At 45.6% G+C, this 22,481-nt stretch carries 17 protein-coding genes; 13 read left to right on the plus strand and 4 right to left on the minus strand.

From position 1 onward, the window contains the following. Window positions 1–152 precede the first annotated feature (152 nt). Both AB4493_RS16140 and AB4493_RS16145 read right to left on the minus strand, forming a co-directional pair. Window positions 153–881 (minus strand): DUF3379 domain-containing protein, encoded by a 729-nt coding sequence (locus AB4493_RS16140; RefSeq protein ID WP_060983667.1) that lies wholly within the window; start codon window positions 879–881, stop codon window positions 153–155. Further along, window positions 874–1,422: a sigma-70 family RNA polymerase sigma factor gene (locus AB4493_RS16145; protein WP_017060646.1), complete on the minus strand. Its 549-nt coding sequence runs from the start codon at window positions 1,420–1,422 to the stop codon at window positions 874–876. The genes AB4493_RS16140 and AB4493_RS16145 overlap by 8 nt, the downstream gene beginning before the upstream one ends. A gap of 552 nt (window positions 1,423–1,974) precedes the next feature. On the opposite strand from AB4493_RS16145, the gene fadI reads away from it, so the two are divergent. Beyond that, window positions 1,975–3,282, plus strand: a complete 1,308-nt coding sequence (gene fadI / locus AB4493_RS16150) for an acetyl-CoA C-acyltransferase FadI (protein WP_017060645.1) — start codon at window positions 1,975–1,977, stop codon at window positions 3,280–3,282. After that, the gene (gene fadJ / locus AB4493_RS16155; protein WP_102332825.1) at window positions 3,282–5,498 is read left to right on the plus strand and encodes a fatty acid oxidation complex subunit alpha FadJ; all 2,217 of its coding nucleotides are present in this window, start codon (window positions 3,282–3,284) and stop codon (window positions 5,496–5,498) included. Before fadI ends, fadJ begins: the two co-directional genes overlap by 1 nt. 303 nt (window positions 5,499–5,801) lie before the next feature. On the opposite strand, the gene AB4493_RS16160 is transcribed toward fadJ, so the two are convergent. Further along, window positions 5,802–8,579, minus strand: a complete 2,778-nt coding sequence (locus AB4493_RS16160; RefSeq protein WP_372155417.1) for an insulinase family protein — start codon at window positions 8,577–8,579, stop codon at window positions 5,802–5,804. A gap of 305 nt (window positions 8,580–8,884) precedes the next feature. Here AB4493_RS16160 and sixA point away from each other — a divergent pair, with 305 nt between their 5' ends. Then, window positions 8,885–9,349, plus strand: a complete 465-nt coding sequence (sixA, locus tag AB4493_RS16165; protein ID WP_017064097.1) for a phosphohistidine phosphatase SixA — start codon at window positions 8,885–8,887, stop codon at window positions 9,347–9,349. Between the two features lie 111 nt (window positions 9,350–9,460). Here sixA and smrB read toward each other — a convergent pair whose 3' ends face one another. Further along, complete coding sequence (smrB, locus tag AB4493_RS16170) at window positions 9,461–9,991, minus strand: endonuclease SmrB (RefSeq protein WP_017060641.1); 531 nt, start codon at window positions 9,989–9,991, stop codon at window positions 9,461–9,463. 62 nt (window positions 9,992–10,053) lie between these two features. On the opposite strand from smrB, the gene prmB reads away from it, so the two are divergent. From prmB to hflX, 10 genes are all read left to right on the plus strand, one after another. After that, window positions 10,054–10,986 (plus strand): 50S ribosomal protein L3 N(5)-glutamine methyltransferase, encoded by a 933-nt coding sequence (prmB, locus tag AB4493_RS16175; protein ID WP_017060640.1) that lies wholly within the window; start codon window positions 10,054–10,056, stop codon window positions 10,984–10,986. Window positions 10,987–11,239: 253 nt separating this feature from the next. Further along, window positions 11,240–11,881: a LysE family translocator gene (locus AB4493_RS16180; protein ID WP_372155420.1), complete on the plus strand. Its 642-nt coding sequence runs from the start codon at window positions 11,240–11,242 to the stop codon at window positions 11,879–11,881. 534 nt (window positions 11,882–12,415) lie between these two features. Further along, entirely contained in the window at window positions 12,416–13,873 is a 1,458-nt protein-coding gene (locus AB4493_RS16185) for a protein adenylyltransferase SelO (RefSeq protein ID WP_372155422.1), read from the plus strand. 159 nt (window positions 13,874–14,032) lie between these two features. Beyond that, window positions 14,033–14,761: a response regulator gene (locus tag AB4493_RS16190; protein WP_017060637.1), complete on the plus strand. Its 729-nt coding sequence runs from the start codon at window positions 14,033–14,035 to the stop codon at window positions 14,759–14,761. A gap of 45 nt (window positions 14,762–14,806) precedes the next feature. Continuing rightward, window positions 14,807–16,252 carry an ATP-binding protein gene (locus AB4493_RS16195; protein WP_372155424.1) on the plus strand — a complete coding sequence of 482 codons (1,446 nt, stop codon included), beginning with the start codon at window positions 14,807–14,809 and terminating at the stop codon, window positions 16,250–16,252. A gap of 111 nt (window positions 16,253–16,363) precedes the next feature. Then, the gene (locus AB4493_RS16200) at window positions 16,364–17,611 is read left to right on the plus strand and encodes an ABC transporter substrate-binding protein (protein ID WP_017066147.1); all 1,248 of its coding nucleotides are present in this window, start codon (window positions 16,364–16,366) and stop codon (window positions 17,609–17,611) included. Window positions 17,612–17,792: 181 nt separating this feature from the next. Next, window positions 17,793–18,731, plus strand: coding sequence for a carbohydrate ABC transporter permease (locus tag AB4493_RS16205; protein ID WP_017060634.1), 939 nt, complete (start codon window positions 17,793–17,795; stop codon window positions 18,729–18,731). Continuing rightward, window positions 18,728–19,585, plus strand: coding sequence for a carbohydrate ABC transporter permease (locus AB4493_RS16210; protein WP_009848502.1), 858 nt, complete (start codon window positions 18,728–18,730; stop codon window positions 19,583–19,585). Before AB4493_RS16205 ends, AB4493_RS16210 begins: the two co-directional genes overlap by 4 nt. Before the next feature lie 6 nt (window positions 19,586–19,591). Then, window positions 19,592–20,704 (plus strand): ABC transporter ATP-binding protein, encoded by a 1,113-nt coding sequence (locus AB4493_RS16215; protein WP_017066148.1) that lies wholly within the window; start codon window positions 19,592–19,594, stop codon window positions 20,702–20,704. 270 nt (window positions 20,705–20,974) lie between these two features. Beyond that, window positions 20,975–22,342: a GTPase HflX gene (gene hflX / locus AB4493_RS16220; RefSeq protein WP_136974229.1), complete on the plus strand. Its 1,368-nt coding sequence runs from the start codon at window positions 20,975–20,977 to the stop codon at window positions 22,340–22,342. The last annotated feature ends 139 nt before the right edge of the window (window positions 22,343–22,481 follow it).

Raw genomic sequence — 22,481 nt, forward strand, 5'->3', positions numbered from 1 at the left:
TGGCACGAAAATGGTGCGAAATGCTGATTTTTAGAGTTTTAACTCTAGAGGTATTGGTGGTGTGAATGGTTTTCTGATTTATTTATAAATAAAGCCCAGCAATATCAGTAATATAATTGCTGGGCCTTTTGTGACGGGGCTTTAAGAGTGAATTAGCTCATTGGTTTGATCATTTTTGTCAGCTTTTCGGCGATTTTGGAAACATCCTCACCATTTTCACCCACAAGGATTAAGCTGCTGCCATCGACGGGGGTTACCGAGCCGGACATGCCTTTTTCATCAAAGTCGATAGGTTTGTCTGTTGGAATACCAGTTAAAAACAGTGTTACTTTGCCTTTTGCGCCTTGGAAGACCATATGGACCGCGTTAGATTTGCCAAAGCCACAGTGGTTTAGGTAATAGACGTGGTAAGGGAAAGCATCATCAAACTGAAAAGCAAATGGGTTCATTTTTGCGTTGATCTGCTGTGATGTGACCTGTTCATCGATGTTACTAACAAAGCTCTTCTCATCAACAACATGCTTCATCGCCGTATCAACCAAACTAGCTTGCGCAGGTGAAACGAATGCATTTCCCCAATTCACTTGGCCAACTAATAAACCAGCAACAAACGCCACCGAGGCAGCCATTGCCATTGCTCGTCTCGCAAACGTAGGCCTTACTACTTTGCTTTCTTCGCTTGAGGTCTGATTGAACAGAATACGATCAGCAAGATCGTCTGGCACATCCACATTCATCGCAGAGTGGATCTGTTTATCAAGCGCTAGTACATCGTCTAAGAAGTTACTATTGGCTTCGCTATTCGCGGTCGCATCAACAATATCTTGTGTACGTTGTTTAGGTTCCGACAATACACGACGACGAAATTCCAAATCATCCATTATGTTGCCCCCTCTCTGCCTCTTCTGTATCCAACAGCTCTTTCAACTGATTTCGAGCTCTGAATAAACGTGTCATCACCGTGTTTTTGTTGAGATCGAGAATATCGGCAATCTCATCACCACTAAAACCACCAATCACTTGCAAGAAGAGAGGTTCACGGTAATCAATTTCAAGTTTCATGATCTGGGCTTGCAACCACTGATGCTGATGGTGCGGGTCATCACTGACACTAGCATCGTTACCGTGATCGTCGATATCAACCAGATCAAACTGTTTGCGTTCAAAACGTCGAGCGTTCTCGCGTCTCAAGATGGTAATCAGCCAAGATTTGGCGGCTTTTTCATCTTGAAGGCTATCGAGTGACTTCCATGCACGAAGGCAAGTTTCTTGAACTAAGTCTTCGGCAATGCTTTTGTCTTTGCATAACCAATAGGCGTAGCGAAAGAGGTCACGATGATAGGCGCGCACAAGTGCTTCGTATTTTCTTTGTTTGTCCATATCAGAGTTGACCGGACGCTTGGCTGTTTTCTTTCCAAACATTTTTATTATTGACACACGAGCCTCCATAATTGCTCTGCGTATAGCTGTCCTCTATACGTTGTGCTTCGTTTTTATATTTTTAGAGCTAACGATCGGCAGGAAATCGTAAAATCACATTAAAATTGATCTACTTCAAAATCTAAGGCCTCGAACTCGTTATAGTACACCTTGTCGTCTAGTTAGTCATTCGTGGCTAGCATGTTGAGCAAGACGACACTTCCTTTTGAAGGCTGACTTTACTTTCTCCTAATCAGGAAACTGATTATTTCAATTGGCGCTAAGTTAATTGCTTTATATACATTCCGACCACACAGCTTTGTGTGGTTTTTTTTTGCCTCAAGAAAACCATTCCCTACACAGCGATAACAGTCTTTGCTTACAATAGTTTAGTCTCTTACGGCAACCTTTCCCCCAAAAAGGTTCGCCTGAATGCGCAGTTATATTTTCAAACAGTGAGATACTCGTATCACGTTTATTTAAACGCTCGTTTGATTTAATTAACAACTTCTTTACAATGCTTCAGGTCAGACCTCTTAACTTTAAGGAGAAACCATGGGCAAACAGGAAGTCAAAACGCGTTCTGGAGAACGTGTTGCCGTTGTCGCTGGATTACGAACCCCATTCGCTCGTCAGAGCACAGAATTTAGCCAAGTGCCTGCGGTCGACTTAGGCAAAATGGTTGTGAGTGAAATGCTTGCAAGAACGGATGTCGATCCTGCGCTTATCGAACAAGTTGTGTTCGGCCAAGTAGTGCAAATGCCAGAAGCGCCGAACATTGCGCGTGAAATCGTGTTGGGCACAGGCATGAACATCAATACCGATGCCTACAGTGTCACACGAGCATGTGCGACCAGCTTCCAAGCGGCAGTTAACGTGACCGAAAGCATTATGGCTGGCACGATTGATATCGGTATTGCGGGCGGTGCGGACTCTTCTTCTGTATTGCCTATCGGTGTTTCGAAAAAGTTAGCGGCAAATCTATTAGCGCTGAGTAAAACGAAAACTATGGGTCAAAAGCTGAAAATTCTTAAAACACTTTCCGTAAAAGATTTGATGCCAGTACCACCTGCAGTTGCTGAATACTCGACCGGTTTATCCATGGGACAAACGGCTGAGCAAATGGCTAAGACGCATGGTATTACTCGCGAAGCTCAAGATGCACTTGCTCACCGTTCTCACTCTTTGGCTTCTCAGGCATGGAAAGAAGGCAAGATTAAAGACGAAGTGATGACGGCATTCCCGGCACCTTACAAAAAGTATCTAGCGGAAGACAACAACATTCGCCACGACTCAACGGTTGAAGGATACGCCAAGCTACGTCCTGCTTTTGATAGAAAGTACGGCAGTGTAACGGCAGCCAATGCTACGCCACTGACTGATGGCGGTGCAGCAGTGATGTTGATGCGCGAAGGTAAAGCGAAAGAACTAGGCTTAGAAGTGCTTGGTTATATTCGTGGTTATGCGTTCTCAGCGATTGGTGTTGAAACAGATATGCTGATGGGCCCGACTTACGCGACCTCACAAGTATTAAAGAACACCGGTTTAGAGTTGTCAGACCTAACACTGATCGAAATGCACGAAGCATTCGCTGCCCAAGTTTTGGCTAACGTGAAAATGTTCGCAAGCGATGAGTTTGCACAGAAGAATCTTGGCCGCGATAAAGCGATCGGTGAGATTGATATGGAGAAGTTCAACGTGCTGGGTAGCTCGATTGCTTACGGACATCCGTTTGCAGCGACTGGCGCACGCATGATGACTCAAACATTACGTGAACTGAAACGTCGCGGTGGCGGCTTGGCACTGAACACAGCGTGTGCGGCTGGTGGTTTAGGTGCAGCAATGATCTTGGAGGTAGAATAATGTCTACGACTCTTGATGCAACAACAGAAAAAGAAACAGTCGCTCAACCAGATTCAACCTCTGCGACTGAATCAACCAAAAAGAAAGCGACAGCATTTACTCTCAATATCGATGAGCAAGATATTGCTTGGTTAGCGATTGATGTACCAAACGAGAAAATGAACACGCTGCAAGCGGCTTTTGCTGAAGAAATGAAGGCCATCTTCGAGCAACTCAAAGAAAAGCAAAGCCGAGTTAAGGGCCTAATCGTTCATTCTCTTAAGCCAGATAACTTTATCGCTGGTGCTGATGTAAGAATGCTTGATGCGTGTAAAACGGCTGACGAAGCACAGTCTCTGGCTCGCCAAGGGCAGGAGATGTTCCAAACGCTTTCTGAACTACCGTACCCAGTAGTCGCAGCGATTCACGGCCCATGTTTAGGTGGTGGTTTAGAGCTTGCACTGGCGTGTGATTACCGTGTATGTACCGATTCAGATAAGACTCGCGTTGGTCTGCCAGAAGTACAGTTAGGTCTGTTACCAGGCTCTGGCGGTACACAGCGTCTGCCTCGCCTTATCGGTTTGCTGCCATCTCTTGACCTAATCCTAACGGGCAAGCAACTGCGCGCTAAGAAAGCGAAATCGCTCGGTGTTGTGGATGCTTGTGTGCCTGAAACTATCCTGCTTGAAGTCGCTAAAAGCTTTGTTGAAAAGAATACGGGCAGTAAAAAAGGGAAGCGTCTTGCGTCGAAAAGCCAAGCGTCGACCAAAGAAAAGCTGATTTCACGTAACGGCCTTGGTCGTAAAGTGATTTTTGAACAAGCTTCTAAGAAGACTAATCAGAAAACACGCGGCAATTACCCAGCAGCGGATGCGATTCTAGACGTGATTCGTTATGGCCTTGAGAACGGCTTTGACAAAGGTCTTCAGTATGAAGCGAAGCGTTTCTCTGAACTGGTAATGACTTCAGAATCTAAAGCCCTTCGTTCGATTTTCTTTGCTACTACGGAAATGAAAAAAGAACACGGCGCAGACGCAGAACCAAAAGCGGTTAAGCGTGTTGGTGTGCTGGGCGGTGGTCTTATGGGCGCAGGCATCAGCCATGTCAGTGTTGCTAAGGCGAAAGTGCCTGTACGCATTAAAGACGTATCAAATGAAGGTGTACTGAACGCGCTTAACTACAACTTCAAGTTGTTCGATAAGCAGCGTAAGCGTCGCATTCTGAGCCGAGCGGGCCTTGAAAGTAAGATGCTTCAACTGTCTGGTGGTATCGACTTTACGAGCTTTAATCACACCGATGTGGTGATTGAAGCGGTATTTGAAGACCTCGACCTTAAGCAGTCAATGGTTGCGGACATCGAAGCCAATGCCAAGCCAGAGACTATTTTCGCGACGAATACGTCTTCATTGCCGATCCATAAGATTGCGGAGAAGGCGCAGCGACCAGAAAACGTGGTCGGTCTTCACTACTTCAGCCCAGCCGAAAAAATGCCGCTAGTAGAAGTTATCCCTCATGAAACTACGTCAGAAGAGACGATTTCTACGGTTGTTGCATTAGCGAAGAAGCAAGGTAAAACGCCGATTGTTGTGAAAGACACGGCTGGTTTTTATGTGAACCGTATTCTTGCTCCGTACATGAACGAAGCAGCGCATTTACTGCTAGCGAACGAGCCGATTGAAAAGCTCGACAGCACGTTATTGGACTTCGGTTTCCCGGTTGGTCCTATCACTTTATTAGATGAGGTGGGTGTTGATATCGGTGCGAAGATCATTCCGATTTTAGTGAATGAGCTTGGCGATCGTTTCCAAGGTCCTGATGTGTTCGATATTCTTTTGAATGACAATCGTAAAGGCCGCAAGAGTGGTAAAGGTTTCTACACTTACAAAGGCAAGAAGAAGGAAGTGGATAAGTCAGTTTACAAGCTGCTTAAGCTGCAACCAGATCCTAAGTTGAGCGATAACGATATCGCGATGCGCTGTGTGTTACCTATGCTAAACGAAGCGGTTCGTTGTCTAGACGACGGCATTATCCGCAGCCCTCGTGATGGTGATATCGGTGCGATTTTCGGTATCGGTTTCCCGCCATTCCTAGGTGGTCCGTTCCGTTATATGGATCAAATCGGCATTAAGTCACTGGTTGAGATGATGAACGATTTCGCTAAGAAGTACGGTGATCGTTTCGCGCCATGTGATGGCCTACTGACACGTGCTGGATTGGGTGAGTCTTTCTACAAGTAACTCTCTAACTCATTGATTAAGAAGCCCGTATCAAGCAATTGATGCGGGCTTTTCTGTTTTATGAACGAGTGTGAAAGGAATGAGATTCCCGACTCAGTCGTTCCTCCTTCTCGGGAATGATGATTGAGAGATAAAAAGTAAGTTATTGCGTTGATTAGAAAGGTGGTCAAACACACGTCAATCAAAACTACCGTCATCTCCTAAAGCGACGAAGGAGCGTAATAGGAGATCTGCTTTTGGACTGCATCCAATAAAAAAGGTTGATGCTTTCACATCAACCTTATGATTTTCATTCCAGCTTTATCAGCCTAGCTCAGTATCTTTCGGGCGTAACTGAAACTCATCAATAGAGCCAATTTCAACACCTGCTGACAGCTTCTCTTCCTCATTATGAGCATTACCGTGAGCATGCATAATCAGGCGATTTGCCGTGCGTGGTTTTAGCTGGCTAACCACAAAACGCATCATGTCTGAGCGAGTTAACCCCTTAAGGTCTTCCAATACGCGCTCTCTCTGGTTGAACTCAACATCCTTATTGCCTATCGCAACCCATAAGCGCTGAGCTCGCCCTCGCAAAGTCGTATCTGGTGCCGAAATCTGATTCCAGAGACCGCGCTTACTGCTGTGCCATTGATAGTCGTTAAGCTCCAACAGCACCATGTAAAAGGCATTGAGGAACTCATCTATTGAAGCTAACAAGTCAGCAGGGGCGGCATTCGGTGATTGCACATACAACACAATACCAGGGTGTCGGTTGAGCGGCATATTGCCAGTACCGACCATGTAACCTAGCTGCTGCTTGGTTCGTATCTCATGGAAGAAAGTGGCCGACATCAAATGGTTTGCCAATGAATACAGCGCGATATTTTTAGGTGAAATATCAGGGCATTGGTAATAAACCACAATTGCTGAATCATCTTGGTTACACACCACTTCACGTTGGAAGCTGCCGTTTTCACCGAGCATGATGAGCGGACGCAGTGATTCTTCGTAAGCCTGATCTTGAACACGCAGTGCATCTTTTAGCGTTTTAGCCATCTTGTGTGCATCGGCTTTTTTCCAGTCGCCATACACAAACATCTCAACATGAAGTTCCGCCAAGATTGCTTGAACAAAAGAGGAGAGCTCATCGACCTCTATCGTTTCTAGGGCTTCAATTAACACGGAATAAGGCGGGTTATTTGGTTGAAGTATCCCAGTCATTGCATTAAACAACTGCGAAATAGGGCGATCTTGCGACGCGTTGTTCCAGTTTCTGAGCAATTGATGCTTGATGGTTTCGAAGCGTGTTGGACTAAAGTCGCGTGCTTGGAAACGTTCAAGAATCATATTGAGCAGTTGTGGCTGTTTCTCGCTAAACCCGGACAGAGTGAGCGTTACACCGCCCTGATGGGTGTACATGTTGTAGCCCATTCCGGCGATTTCAGCCTGATACGTATCTTTTTCGAGTGAGTCTAAGAACATCTCTACGCACAAGCGTGTTTTAACGATATTTCTTGGGCTAGCAACTGAGTGCGGGCTATCGATAGCGACATACACTACACCTTTAGGAACTCGAAATTGATGGTCTTGCAGGTGCCACAGCTTAAAGCCGTCGAGCTCTTCTAACAGTTGTGGGAACTTAGCGTCACCTTCCAGTTCAGTCGGGTCTAGATCGTAGCAAATAAACGGGTTTTTGCTTGGGAGTTCAAACTGCCAACCGGGGTTAATGCACGTAAAGCATTGAACTTGTTCAGCGCTAAAAGGTGTGACCGAGTAGGGAGTAAAGTACCACTTCGCTTCCCTGTCATACTCGAATCCCTGAGCAACAATGGTCGCTCGCATGTTGTCTACGGTTAAGTAAGGCAGCAAAGAACGCTGTAATTCGTCATCGAAATGCGACATTTTGTAATCGCCATACACCACATCTTGCTCTTGGTAGTGCTGCATGTTGATGACGAGGTGGCTGACGACATCAAGCGGTCTTGCTGGCTCTTGAAAGCGGAAAGCAGACTCTAAAACGGCGCGTTTTTCTAGGTAGCGCCACTCTTCTATGCCTTGTTGTTCGACTAACTTGATGTACTGAAATATCGCTTGGATGATGTTATCGGTTTTGGTTAAACCTTCTATGGTCAATGAGCAACTGACTGTGAAATCACGGTAGTTACTGCCACTCGCGCCACCACCTGCAGAGAGAGATGTTATCCAGCCTTTCTCTTTGAGTTGCATCATCAAACTGCCTTCACCTTCGTAACCTAAAAGGTGGGCAAAGAACGACAAAGGCTTAACGCCGTAGTGTTCGTCCATGCTTGGCATCGGGAAGGTTAAGATCAGTTTGCGCACTTCTTTAATCGGCTCAACGCGGACTTGTACACCCGTACTTAACTCGCCGACAATCGGAACTTCAACCTTTTTGCCTTGTAGGTTGTGATTGGTGATTGAGCTAAAGCGATCCTCAACCCAGCTTTGCATCTCATCTAACGACTGATTGCCAGACAGTGTCAGTGTCATCAAGTCAGCAGAGTATTGTTGCTGGTGGAAAGCTAAAATCTCTTGTCGAATCGTCTCGCCGTTTCTGTCGCCCAACGTATCGATATTACCGACAGAAAACTTCGAGAATGGGTGATTGTGATTCACCAGTTCTTTGGTAACTTGGTACAAGCGTCGTGAGTCGTCGTTGAGTTTCATCTTGTATTCGGAGTCAACGGCTTGGCGTTCTTTATCTAATGCTTCTTCGTTGAACAGGGGAGCAGTGAAAAATTGGCTGAAGCGATCGAGTGCGGTTTCAAAGGCATTCAATTCAACATCAAAAAAGAAGCAGGTGTGCTCGGTTCCTGTCCAAGCGTTGTTGCTACCGCCATGCTGGCTGATAAAACTTTGGAACTCTCCGACCTTTGGATACTTTTCAGTTCCCAAAAATAGCATATGCTCTAAGTAGTGAGCTAAACCCTCTCGGTCTGTAGGGTCATCAAAATGCCCCACATTGACGGCTAATGCGGCTGCTGCTTTTTGAGCATTTTGATCCTGAACTAACAGTACACGTAACCCGTTATTTAAGGTTATGTAGCGGTATTGATGTTCATCATTTGGGCTTAAGTGCACAGGAGCATCTCCAGAGAAGGTGGTTTTTAAATTATGTACCCGATGATTCGGCGTGCAAACCTTGTGATCATATTTTGGGATATGAAGTGCTTTTTGGCGATTTCTAAATCACTTTTATCGATTTTTATCAGTAATTTATTTTCTTTTAACAAGATTGTTAAGAAAGTCGAACTCTTTGGCAAGTGACTTGATATAATTATTTATATTGACTGCGGTTTCTCTGGATTGAGAGCCAAACCTAAGTAGCGTTTCGCTGATATATGGGATATATCGACTTTCGACATGTTACGAAGACAGGATTGAACATGAAAATATTCATTATGCGCCACGGTGAAGCAGAACATTTTGCCAACTCGGATGCAGAAAGAGCGTTGACCAAGCGCGGGAAAATGGCTTCTCTTGCCGTGGCACAAGCTGCAAATGAGCAGGGGATTAGTCAATTCGATAAAGTGCTGGTGAGCCCATATTTAAGGGCACAAGAAACGTGGTTAGAGATCTCTCAGGCGTTTTCTGGAAAGAAAGTAGAAACCTGTGATGATATTACGCCTTATGGAATGTCCGACGATGTGTTTGATTTGACCTTAGCAATGGCTGAAGTAGAAAAACTAGAGACCATTTTATTTGTTTCTCATTTACCTCTAGTTGGCTACCTAACTGCAGAGTTTGCAACAGGCATGGCGCCGCCTATGTTTCCCACTTCGGGCCTAGCGTGTATCGACTTCAACCTTGAGACACAAAAAGGTGAGTTGCTTTGGAACATCAATCCATAAGCTCGTTGAGCTCTGTTTGATGACAAAGTTGCAGACAATTAGAAAGGGCATCTCAATATGATTGGGATGCCCTTTGTTGTTTTTTGGTGAGAGAGAGTTTGTTAACCAGAATTACTTCTCAGGAACCGAAAGCAAGACTAACAGCGCGCCATTGCCGCCAAACTCTAACGGCGCTTGGTGGAAAGCCATCACGTCTGGGTGCTGTGCTAACCACAAAGGCACCTTCTGTTTAAGGATGTGTTTACCGATACCGTGTTGAACACAGGCACACGCCACGCTCTCTTTCACGCAGTGCACAATCATCGCGCCAAGCTCACGTTTGGCTTCTTGTTGAGTCATACCATGCATATCGAGATACACGTCAGGCACGTAGACACCACGACGGAGGCGCTTGACCTCATATTTAGAGACATCATCACGCGCATAACGCGTCGGACCGTCTTCGCTAAGATGCGGAATGAACTCATCCGAGAAATAAAACTCGCTATCACTGGCTTGTCTTGCCGTTCGAGTAATTTCTTTTTGCTTGGCATTTCTTTTTGGCTGCTGGACTATGGTATCCTGTTGCAACTTTTTAACGCCCTTTACTGCATCGTTGAACAGGGCGAAATCGTCATCGAAGTCGGTGTCTTTTTTGCTCATCAGGTTATGAATTCTAATTAGAAACGTAATTAGCAGTATTGTAGCGCTTTTCGGAGACAATTTTGGATAAGATTTTTGTAGAAGAAGCGGTATCAGAACTACACACGCTTCAAGATGTGATTCGTTGGACTGTTAGCCGCTTTAACGCAGCGGGCCTATTTTATGGTCACGGCACTGATAACGCGTGGGATGAGGCAGTACAACTTATCTTACCTACTCTTTATCTGCCGATTGATGTTCCTTCGCATGTGATGAACTCTCGTCTAACGAGCAGCGAACGTCTACGTATTGTTGAGCGCGTAATCAAGCGTATTAATGATCGTACACCAACGGCTTACCTAACCAACAAAGCTTGGTTCTGTGGTCTTGAGTTCTTCGTTGATGAGCGCGTTCTTGTGCCTCGTTCTCCAATTGGTGAGCTGATCGAAGCTCAATTCCAACCTTGGTTAACTGAAGAGCCAACTCGCATCATGGATATGTGTACGGGTAGTGGTTGTATCGCTATTGCTTGTGCTCACGCATTCCCAGACGCTGAAGTAGATGCGATTGATATCTCTACTGACGCATTGCAAGTTGCAGAGCAGAACGTTCAAGATCACGGCATGGAGCAGCAAGTGTTCCCAATCCGTTCAGATCTTTTCCGTGATTTGCCAAAAGAGAAATACAACCTGATCGTATCTAACCCACCTTACGTGGACGAAGAAGATATGAACAGCCTGCCAGATGAGTTTACTCACGAGCCAGAACTTGGCCTAGCAGCGGGTACAGACGGTCTGAAATTGGTTCGTCGCATCTTAGCTAATGCACCAGACTACCTAACTGACGACGGTATTCTTATCTGTGAAGTTGGTAACTCAATGGTTCATATGATGGATCAGTACCCAGAGATTCCATTCACTTGGATTGAATTCTCTAACGGTGGTCATGGCGTATTCATGATCACTCGTGAGCAGCTTGTTGCTTGCGCTGATGAGTTCTCTATCTACAAAGACTAGGTTTCAATTATTAGGTTAGTGCCCCTATCTTAGGGCTGTAAGCTTAGAACCTGACATCTAGTAAGACGTTCGATTTGAAACGTTTTTATTTAAACGCCATGCAGCAATGCATGGCGTTTTTTATTGCCTAGATTAAAGATGTTTGCATTTATATCGAAGACGTTAAGCGCAATATTTAGTTGATTAATATGAGGGCTTATTACATATTGGTGTTTAATATTTAGTCGTTTTAGTGAGTTAAGGAGGATTCACGATGAGCTTTGATACATGGATTTATTATTTATTAGCGGTGCTAATTTTAACGGCATCACCAGGCCCAAGTTCTTTATTGTGCATGACCAAAGGTGTGCAATCTGGCTTTAAATTATCGATATTTACTGCCTTGGGGAGCTTAACTGCGATTACTGGTATTTTAACTTTATCGTTTACCGGGCTAGGGGTAATTATTGCTTCGTCTGAAGTGGTATTTAATGTCATAAAATGGACTGGTGCAGCTTATCTGATCTTCCTCGGCTGGAAGTCTCTGCGCTCTAGCCAACAAGATTATGACAACCTATCGAATCAACAAAGCGGTGCTCAATCTGTCAAAGAAAGTGCTGCGCAGCATTACTTAAGTGGCTTTATTGTTGGCGCAAGTAACCCCAAAGCTATCCTGTTTTTTACCGCACTTTTCCCTCAATTTATTGATCCCTCAATTGCGCTATTACCCCAGTTTACCGTGTTTGCTTTGACCTTCGCAGTGATGGAATTGTCTTGGTTACTGGTGTATGCCTACTTGGGGGCGAAGTCGTCAAATTGGTTGTTTGCGAAAGGCCGAGCTAAGGTATTTAATCGTGTCACTGGAGGTGTCTTTATTGGGGCTGGTGCACTGCTTTCGACGACAAGTCGAGCATAGCTTTCGATTTATCAAATTGTTGAATAGTTACAGAAGTTTCTTGGTGTTGTAATAAAAGGTTAATATTAATGTGCTTGCTGCTTTTGGCGAAAAGCCGATATATTGTAGTTACACCATCACGTTCTCAAGGAGAGACATATGCAGCATCAAGAAATGATTCAACACAGTAACTTTGGCGTAATCAGTCGTACTTGGATTTTCTCTACCCTTTCTCTAGTGGGTATTCTTGCTCTAATGTAGTCAGCTTCATGGCTCTATAGTTTTAGTTTTTATTATGAAATCACTTGTTAAAAAGTCTTCAAAGTCAGAACTCTTTCTCTTATAAATGTGGCTTTTCTCATCAGGCTAGCCACTTAACTTTTTCTTAGTCACCTTCTTTTAGCAAGCTTCCCCTAGTCATTTACTCCTAGTCGCCACTTTCTTCCTGTGGAATGGTTTATCACCTTACCTCTATAAACAAGCGCCATCGCACTTCTGAAGTTGTTACGAAACTGTGATAATCTTAAGTTATCTTTTATCTACAGTGTATCTCTCATGTCTGTCTGGGATTCTATTTCATTTAACAATCGATTTACTGCATTACCTCGACTGTTCTATACCCCAATTCAACCTACACCGCTCAGCGATGTCCAATGGCTCGCATGGAACCATAAGCTTGCGGATGAACTCGGTTTTTTGTCATTTGATGATGCTTCCGAGGAATTGCTTGAAACGTTATCTGGCAATGTTGAACCTGAGCAGTTTTCGCCTGTAGCAATGAAATACGCAGGCCACCAGTTTGGTTCTTATAACCCGGATTTAGGTGATGGAAGAGGGCTGTTATTAGCTCAAATTGTCGCGAAAAGTGGCGAAACGTTCGATTTACACCTTAAAGGTGCCGGTAAAACGCCCTATTCACGTATGGGCGATGGACGCGCTGTTATTCGATCAACCGTTCGTGAGTACTTATGTAGCGAAGCAATGGCGGGGCTTAATATCCCAACCACACGTGCATTAGCCATGATGACCAGTGACACGCCAGTTTATCGTGAGAAACAAGAGTGGGGCGCATTGTTGGTGCGTGCTGCTGAATCCCACATTCGTTTTGGTCACTTTGAACATCTGTTTTATACCAATCAGTTGGCAGAACATAAATTACTGGCTGATAAAGTCATCGAATGGCACTTCCCGAAATGCCTTGATCAAGAAAAGCCCTACGCTGCCATGTTTAATGAGATTGTCGATCGCACTGCGGAAATGGTCGCGTTGTGGCAAGCGAATGGTTTTGCTCATGGCGTGATGAACACCGATAACATGTCGATCATCGGGCAAACATTCGATTACGGCCCATTCGCCTTCCTTGACGAATACGACCCTCGCTTGATCTGTAATCACTCTGATTACCAAGGTCGTTACGCATTCAACCAGCAACCGAGAATAGGTTTATGGAACCTGTCGGCACTGGCTCACTCACTTTCTCCGCTGGTGGATAAGGCCGACTTAGAGGCGGCTTTAGAGCAGTACGAACCGCAAATGAACGGTTACTTTAGTCAGATGATGCGTCGTAAGTTGGGGCTACTTTCGAAACAAGAAGGCGACAGTCGTTTGTTCGAATCTATGTTCGAGCTGATGTCGCAAAACAAAGTCGACTACCCAAGATTTTTTAGAACGTTGTCGAATTTGGATACCTTGCAGCCGCAAGAAGTGATTGATTTGGTTATCGACCGAGAGGCAGCAAAGCTGTGGGTAGATAACTACTTACAACGCTGTGAATTGGAAGATAGCTCAGTGATCGAGCGCTGCGAAAATATGAGACAGGTAAACCCGAAATACATCCTCAGAAACTACCTAGCTCAGCTAGCGATAGACAAAGCAGAGCGCGGTGATAGCAGCGATATTGACGCTTTGATGGTGGTACTGGCAGACCCTTATGCGGAACACCCGGATTATGAATACCTTGCGGCTCTACCTCCTGAGTGGGGTAAAGCCATGGAGATCAGCTGCTCTTCATAACCAACCAATAGCGGATTAAGCCCTAAAGATTCAGATAGAGGTCACTAAGTTGTGATCTTTATCTGTTTGTTCTTCTAACTTTACAAACATGTCAATAATCAAACAATCGGCCAGCCTATACACTATGTGAATAAGTTGTAAATTTAATAGGTTTGGGCGATGCCAACAAATACTCGAATTCTCGTGGTGGATGATGATCAAGAAATCCGCGAGCTGCTGGAAGAGTACCTCACAAAATCTGGTTTCGATGTTTCTTCTGTGGGAGATGGTGTTGAACTAGAAGCTCATCTGCAAAACCAAGGTTATCCAGATCTGATTCTGCTTGATGTGATGCTACCCGGTGACGATGGTTTTACCTTGTGTCAACGCGTCCGTAAGCAATCGAATGTGCCTATCATCATGCTGACTGCCGTATCGGATGAAACCGACCAAATTATCGGCTTAGAAATTGGTGCTGATGATTACATTGCCAAGCCGTTTAGCCCTCGTCAGTTAATGGCGCGTATCAAAGCGTTGTTGCGCCGCGTTCAAGTGGTGGATGACAAGACAAGTGATGCATTGCCAAAACAGATTGTTTTTGGTGATTGGACGCTTGATACGTTAGCGCATCGAATTTCCCACAATGAAAACTCGGAAGAGATGGATTTGTCGGGCAGTGATTTTTCTCTGTTGATGTTGTTCTTAACTCGCCCTAACGAAGTTCTCGACCGTGACACTATCTCATTCGCGACCAGAGGCCGTGAAGCGTTGCCTTTTGAGCGAGGCATTGATGTGCAGCTTAGTCGTCTGAGAAGCCGATTGGGCGACAGTGGCAAGTATCCTCACTACATCAAAACCATGCGCGGTAATGGCTATATCCTCGCTGTGCCTGTTCAGTATGAACACTGATAATCAAGTGATGTTAATGAGCACCTCGGCAATGAAGTATTTCCTATGAACGGGTTGAGTCGGTTAAAGCCAAACTCTTTGGTTGCCAGAACATTGTTACTGACCTTGTTAGCTGTGGTGATAGCTCAAGGTATCGCAACGTCTATTTGGTATAGCGAATCCAAACACAAAGAACTGGAGGGGATTCGTTCTGCCTCTTCAAGCATGGCCAATATGTTTGCCTCGACGGTGACTTTCTTCCAGTCTCTGCCCGTTAAATATCGCCATATCGTGTTGGATCAAATCCGCAATATGGGCGGTACGCGCTTCTTCGTTTCTTTCAATAAAGAGGCGTTGATTGTCGAACCGATCCCTGATACCCGTTTAAAAACCGCCTCGATTGAAGCGATAGAAAGTGTTTTGAGTAGCAAGCTCAATAAAGTCGAATCAGTGCGGGTTGATTTCTCTCGCCCTGAACATCTTCGTTTGCTTAAAAATGACATCTACTTGAGCGATCTCCCACGATCGTGGGCACATCATACTTTAACCTTAGAACCTCTTAACCCTCCTATTCTGGTTGTTCAGATAGAATTAGCCAGTCATGAATGGGTGTATATCGCCGCGTTGTTGCCTGCGCCTTACGTCAAACTCGACGATACGATTCTCGGCAGAGAACAGGTGATCTTCTTAGTTTCCTCGACCCTCATTCTTTTGGTTTTGACTTACTTGATGATTCGTCGGCAAGTACGCCCTCTTAAAAAATTAGCAAGAGCGGCCAATGAGATGAGTATGGATATTCAGCAGCCGCCACTTAACGAAGAGGGGGCTACTGAGCTGGTGACGGCGACCCGAGCGTTTAATCGAATGCAGCAACGGATTCGTCGCTATGTTGCCGACCGTGAGCACCTTTTCTCTGCAATCTCACATGATTTAAAGACACCAATAACACGGCTTAGACTACGAGCCGAGCTATTGGAAAGCGAAGTAAAGAAAGACAAGTTCAATAAGGATTTGGATGAGCTTGAGATGATGGTTAAGGGCGCTTTACAAGCGGTAAGAGATACCGACCTTCACGAAAACAACGCCATTATCGACCTCAATGAGATGATGCTCTCCGTGATTGAACTGCACAACCAACATCAAACCTTGGTTGAGTTTGAGCCCATTGTGGTTGACCCGTTAGTCGGCAAACCATTAGCCATTAAACGTGTGCTGACCAATCTTATCGACAACGCTGTGAAATATGGGACATCAGCTGAAGTCGATATTAACAGTGATTCGGTGTGGGTTATCGTGACTATTCAAGATCACGGAAAAGGTATTCCTGAAGACAAGTTAGAGTTGGTGTTTGAACCTTACTTCAGGCTCGCCACTGACGACCAAGGACACGGTTTAGGGCTTGGAATCTGTCGAAACATCCTACACGGACACGGCGGAGATCTCATTATTCGTAACTCCCCTCAAGGCGGCTTAGAAGCTAAAGTCTATATTCCACGCGGCCTAGAAGTTTAATGTAACAATTGTGTTACATTGAGCTTACCTTTTGTTTCAATCTTACAAATCAGAATAAGTAGACTCTGTATTGAACCGGACGTCGAGTCCGCTAAAACATGGAAGATAATAATGAAAATCAATAAAACCCTACTTACTCTATCTCTTCTTGCTGCCTCAACATTTTCTCAAGCTGGTGAAGTGGAAGTGCTTCACTGGTGGACTGCCGGTGGCGAAGCGAAATCCGCAGCTGTACTGAAAGAGATGATTGAAGAACAAGGCCATACTTGGAAAGATTTCGCTGTTGCTGGTGGCGGCGGTGAAAGTGCGATGACTGTTTTGAAAACTCGAGCAGTGTCGGGCAATCCTCCATCTGCGGCGCAGATTAAAGGTCATGATATTCAAGAGTGGGGTGGTTTAGGTTTTCTAACGTCTCTCGATGCAACTGCGAAACAAGAAAAATGGGATGAGCTACTGCCAGAAGTGGTCACTAAAGTGATGAAGTGGGATGGCGAATATGTCGCAGTTCCTGTCAACGTTCACCGTGTTAACTGGCTTTGGGCGAACCCTGTTGTTTTAGAAAAATCAGGCGTGACGGTTCCAACTACGTTAGATGAGTTCTTTGTTGCCGCAGACAAGATTAAAGCGGCTGGCTTCATTCCACTGGCTCACGGTGGTCAACCTTGGCAAGACGCGACGGTATTCGAAGCGGTGGCACTTGATGTGCTAGGCAGTGAAGACTACAACAAAGCGTTCGTTGACCTGGATATGGACGTGTTGTCTGGTGACAAAATGGTGGAAGTATTCACCAAGTTCAAAAAGATGCGTGATTACATCGACAGCAACTCTCCGGGTCGTGATTGGAACGTAGCAACTTCGATGGTTATCAATGGCGAAGCGGCAATGCAGATCATGGGTGACTGGGCGAAAGGTGAATTTACTGCGGCAGGCAAAGTACCGGGTAAAGATTACATCTGTGCACCAGCACCGGGCACTGATGGCCAATTCACTTTCAACATCGATAGCTTTGCGTTCTTTGAGCTGAGTGACAAAGAGAACCAAAAAGCGCAGCAAGACCTAGCGAAAACCATTCTTACCAAAGATTTCCAAGAAGTCTTCAACCTTAACAAGGGTTCTATCCCTGTACGTCTAGATATGGACATGTCTAAGTTCGACCAATGTGCGTTGGATTCAATGGCAACCTTCAAAGCGAGTGCGAAATCTGGCGATCTTGTTCCGAGTATGGCTCACGGCCTAGCGACAACAAGCTACGCTCAAGGCGCGATTTACGACGTGGTAACCAACTTCTTCAACGAAAAAGATGCCGATCCAAAACAAGCGGCGGCTAAGTTAGCGAAAGCTGTGAAAGCGGCTATCTAATCTAACTTGATAAGCGACACACAACGCACGTGAGTGACGGGTTGTGTTGCTTTACCAAACCCCCAGGGTGGGTAGGCTCGTAGGGAGTCTATCTACTCTTCACTCCCAATTCTGATATGCGTGATGCTGATGTGGTGCCGAAAGGTAAGCCATTGGCTCGATTGTGCAACAAGGATAAGTTATGGAGCATGTTTTGACTGAGTCGACTCCAAAACCCACAAGGAGCCAGCCTGCGCCCAAGCCTAGCTTTGCTGACAGGTTGCAACATTGGTTACCCAAGATTGTACTGGCGCCGACCGCGTTAGTGACCGTGGTGTGTATCTACGGCTATATATTCTGGACGGCGGCGCTGTCGTTTACGAATTCTCGATTTTTACCGAGCTTCAACTTTGTTGGTTTAGCTCAATATGAAAAGCTGATGGACAACGATCGCTGGATCACCTCAATCACCAACCTCGGTGTGTTTGGTTTTCTGTTCATGGCGATTGCTATCTTGTTGGGTGTGGGTTTGGCGGTATTGCTTGACCAGAACATCCGTCAAGAAGGCGCGATTCGTACCATTTATTTATACCCAATGGCCTTGTCATTCATCGTGACGGGTACCGCTTGGAAATGGATTCTCAATCCGGGTCTTGGCATTGAAAAACTGATGCAAGATTGGGGCTTTACCGACTTCAAATTCGATTGGTTAGTCGACTCTGAAATGTCGGTCTATACCTTGGTTATCGCAGCACTTTGGCAGTCGTCAGGCTTCGTGATGGCGATGTTCTTAGCCGGCCTTCGTGGCATTGATTCTTCAATCATCAAAGCGGCTCAAATTGATGGGGCAAGCTTACCCACTATTTATCTGAAAATCATTCTACCTTGCTTGCGCCCTGTGGTTTTCAGCGCGGTGATCATCACCTCACACATTGCGATTAAGAGTTTCGACCTTGTGACCGCGATGACAGCGGGTGGCCCAGGTTATTCATCGGATCTTCCTGCGTTATTCATGTACGCACACTCATTTACGCGTGGACAAATCGGCCTTGGTGCTGCCAGTGCCATGATGATGCTTGCTGGTATCTTAGCGATTCTCGTGCCTTATCTTTACTCTGAACTTAGGGAGAAAAAGTCATGATGAATAACATCAATTTTGCTCGAATCTTTATTTATTCAGCACTGCTTTTCTTCTGCTTGGTGTATCTAATGCCATTGTTTGTCATGGCGCTGACCTCATTCAAAACTCTGCCAGACATCAAGGCAGGTAACTTGATGAGCTTACCGAAAGAGTGGGTGTTTGATGCTTGGTATAAAGCGTGGGACACCGCCTGTACGGGCGTGAAATGTGAAGGCATCAAAGGCTACTTCTGGAACTCGTTCCAAATGGTGATTCCTGCGGTTGCGATTTCAACATTGCTCGGTGCATTCAATGGTTATGTAGTGACGAAATGGCAATTCCGAGGCTCGAATCTGTTCTTCAGCTTACTGTTGTTTGGTTGCTTCATTCCGTTCCAAGTGGTGCTACTACCAATGGCAACCATGCTCGGCAAGATGGGGCTAGCGAACACAACCATCGGCTTGGTGATTGTGCACGTTATCTACGGCATGGCGTTTACAACTCTGTTTTTCCGTAACTTCTACATCTCGATTCCGGATGAATTGATCAAAGCAGCAAAACTGGATGGTGCAGGCTTCTTTACCATTTTCTTCAAGATCTTATTACCGATCTCTACGCCTATCATCATGGTGACGGTGATCTGGCAGTTCACCGCAATCTGGAACGATTTCTTGTTCGGGGTGGTGTATTCCGGCTCAGAGACTCAGCCAATCACCGTAGCATTAAATAACTTAGTCAACACCAGCACGGGCGTTAAAGAATACAACGTTGATATGGCTGCCGCGATCATCGCCGCGCTGCCAACGCTGTTGGTGTATGTCTTCGCAGGAAAATATTTTGTTCGTGGCCTAACGGCAGGATCAGTAAAAGGATAATTACCCATGGCAACATTAGATTTAAAACAGATCCGTAAAACCTATCGCAACGCGGACAACGAAACGTTAAAGGGCATCGACATCAGTATCGATTCGGGGGAGTTCTTGATACTTGTCGGCCCTTCGGGGTGTGGAAAATCCACCCTAATGAACACCATTGCTGGGCTAGAAAATATTAGCTCGGGTGAAATCGTGATTGATGGTGTTGACGTGGCCCAGGTTGAACCTAAAGACCGCGACATCGCGATGGTATTCCAGTCGTACGCACTTTACCCAAACATGACGGTACGCGGCAATATCGCCTTCGGCTTGAAGATCCGCAAGATGCCACAAGACGAAATCGACGCAGAAGTGAATCGCGTCGCTGAAATGCTACAAATCGAACAACTGCTTGATCGTAAACCATCGCAGCTATCTGGTGGTCAGCGTCAACGTGTCGCTATGGGGCGCGCTTTGGCGCGTCGTCCTAAGCTGTATCTGTTCGATGAGCCGCTTTCTAACTTGGATGCCAAGCTACGTGTCGAGATGCGACACCAGATCAAACGTCTGCACCAAAAGCTGAACACCACCATTGTCTACGTGACCCATGACCAAATCGAGGCGATGACCTTGGCTGACCGTATTGCGGTGATGAAAGATGGTGAACTGCAGCAACTCGGTACGCCGCAAGAGATCTACACCAAGCCAAATAACATGTTCGTGGCGGGCTTTATGGGTTCACCATCTATGAACTTCATTAAGACCATGGTGGATTTGGATGATGAGCAGAATCCGATCATCAAAGTAACGGGTACAGCTGAGCAAGAGCACCACATTCGATTACCACAAAGCATGCGTGAGCAAGATGGCAAAGAAGTGGTGATTGGCCTGCGCCCTGAACATATTACCGAGCAGGAAAGTGAAGATGTGTCGGCAACGACCAAGCTAGACTTGCAGTTAGAAGTGCTAGAACCAACAGGGCCAGATACGATTGCGATGGTGAAAGTGAACGACCAAGAAGTGGCATGTCGCTTGTCGCCAGAATTTGAAGTGTCAGTTGGGCAAATGGCGCCGCTGCATTTTGACTTATCAAAGGCGGTATTCTTTGATGCTCAGACTGAAGCGAGAATTGATTTTTAGTTTTTGAGACAGTAGCTCAATGAGAGTCTAAGCTTAAGCAAAGGCAGTATCACTAATTACTAATAAGTAACGTGATGCTGTCTTTTTTGTTGTTTTAGCCTGTTTTATTTCCTCACGAAAACAGAGGGATAAACGAGATAAATGGATTAACTGCAATAATATCGCCAAATAGCCTCCGTTAGCTCTATAAAGCTGACCGAGAACAGCGTAGGATCGCGCTACTTTAGACCAAATACTAGGTTGCACATTAGTGCATAAACAGAAGAATACATGAAACTAACAGCAAAACCCTCAGCTAGTAACGCTTTACTTATTTCTATTACGACACCGGACTTCAAAGGTGACGAAGCAAAAGAGTCTCTTGCCGAACTTGCTCGCTTAGTAACAACCCTAGGGTTTAAAGTGGTCGGTACACAATCACAGCACCACAGTTCAACACAACGACAAAACGTGTTGGGCGCAGGTAAGCTTGCAGAAATTGCACACCTCACCGGTTACCAAGGTTCGATTGAAGAAGCAGAAGATGAAGATTTTATCGATGAATCTTTTGATTTTCGCGCTAGTATCGATGAATTAGATTTTGATGATCTTCCATCTGAAGATGTGGAGTTTGGTACTGCTGACGTAGTGGTATTCGACTGTGATTTGAGCCCATCTCAACTGCGTAATGTAGAAGCGCACTTGGGTGTCGAGGTATTTGACCGTACTGGTATCATCATCGAGATCTTTAGCCGCCATGCTCGTACTCGTACCGCACGTCTGCAAGTTGAAATCGCTCGCCTAAACTACTTAGTGCCTCGACTGCGTGAAACAGCCGACGGTGATAAAGAGCGTCAAATGGGTCAGGGTGCTGGTGAAACTTCATTAGAGCTAGACCGCCGTAAAGTACGTGACCAAATTGCTGCGCTTAAACGTGAGCTGGTTAGCGTACAGGACGAAATGAAGAACCGACGCACTCAGCGTTCGGAGCTTTTCACTGTTGCTCTGGTTGGCTACACCAACGCGGGTAAATCTTCGATGATGCGCGCTATGACCGCAACCGAAGTGAGCGGTGAAGATAAGCTATTCGCGACCTTAGATACCACGGTTCGTGCACTTCAGCCGATCACTCAGCCGCGTATCTTAGTGTCAGATACGGTGGGTTTCATCAAGAAACTGCCACACGATCTGGTTGCTTCATTCCACTCAACACTAGCAGAAGCGCATGATGCTTCATTGCTGCTTTATGTGGTTGATGCTTCTGATGTTTCATTCCGCGCACAGCTTGATGTGGTACACGAAGTATTAGCGCAAGTGGGCGTTGAAGGCAGCGAAAAACTATTGGTACTGAACAAGTGCGATAGATTGAGCGAAGAAGAACAGTTAGAGCTGATTGAAGAATTCCCAGATGCAATGCTGACCTCGACTCGTGACCCGCTCGATATCACCAAACTACACAAGTACATTGTGGGTGTGGCTGAACAAGGCATGATCGAAGAAGAGATCACGATTCCTTATTCTGGACAAGGCATTATCGGTGAGATTCGCTCAAACATGAGTGTGGTGAAGGAAGAATACGACTACGAATGCATCAAGCTTACTGTACGCTCAAGTGCAATTGATTTAGCGCGCTTGAAAAAGCGTATGCAGAAGTCTTGATCGTCTATCTAGTTTAGATAAGAACGTCCAAAGAAAAGTCGACCACGAGGTCTAATGCCGATCAGTTAAAGCCAAAGCGATCGGTTGAAGGATCCTTCAGAGCTGTCAAAATCCAAGTGTATTTAATGCACTTGGATTT

This window comes from Vibrio sp. 10N.222.55.A1 (genome assembly GCF_041473835.1).
GTDB lineage: Bacteria > Pseudomonadota > Gammaproteobacteria > Enterobacterales > Vibrionaceae > Vibrio > Vibrio crassostreae_C.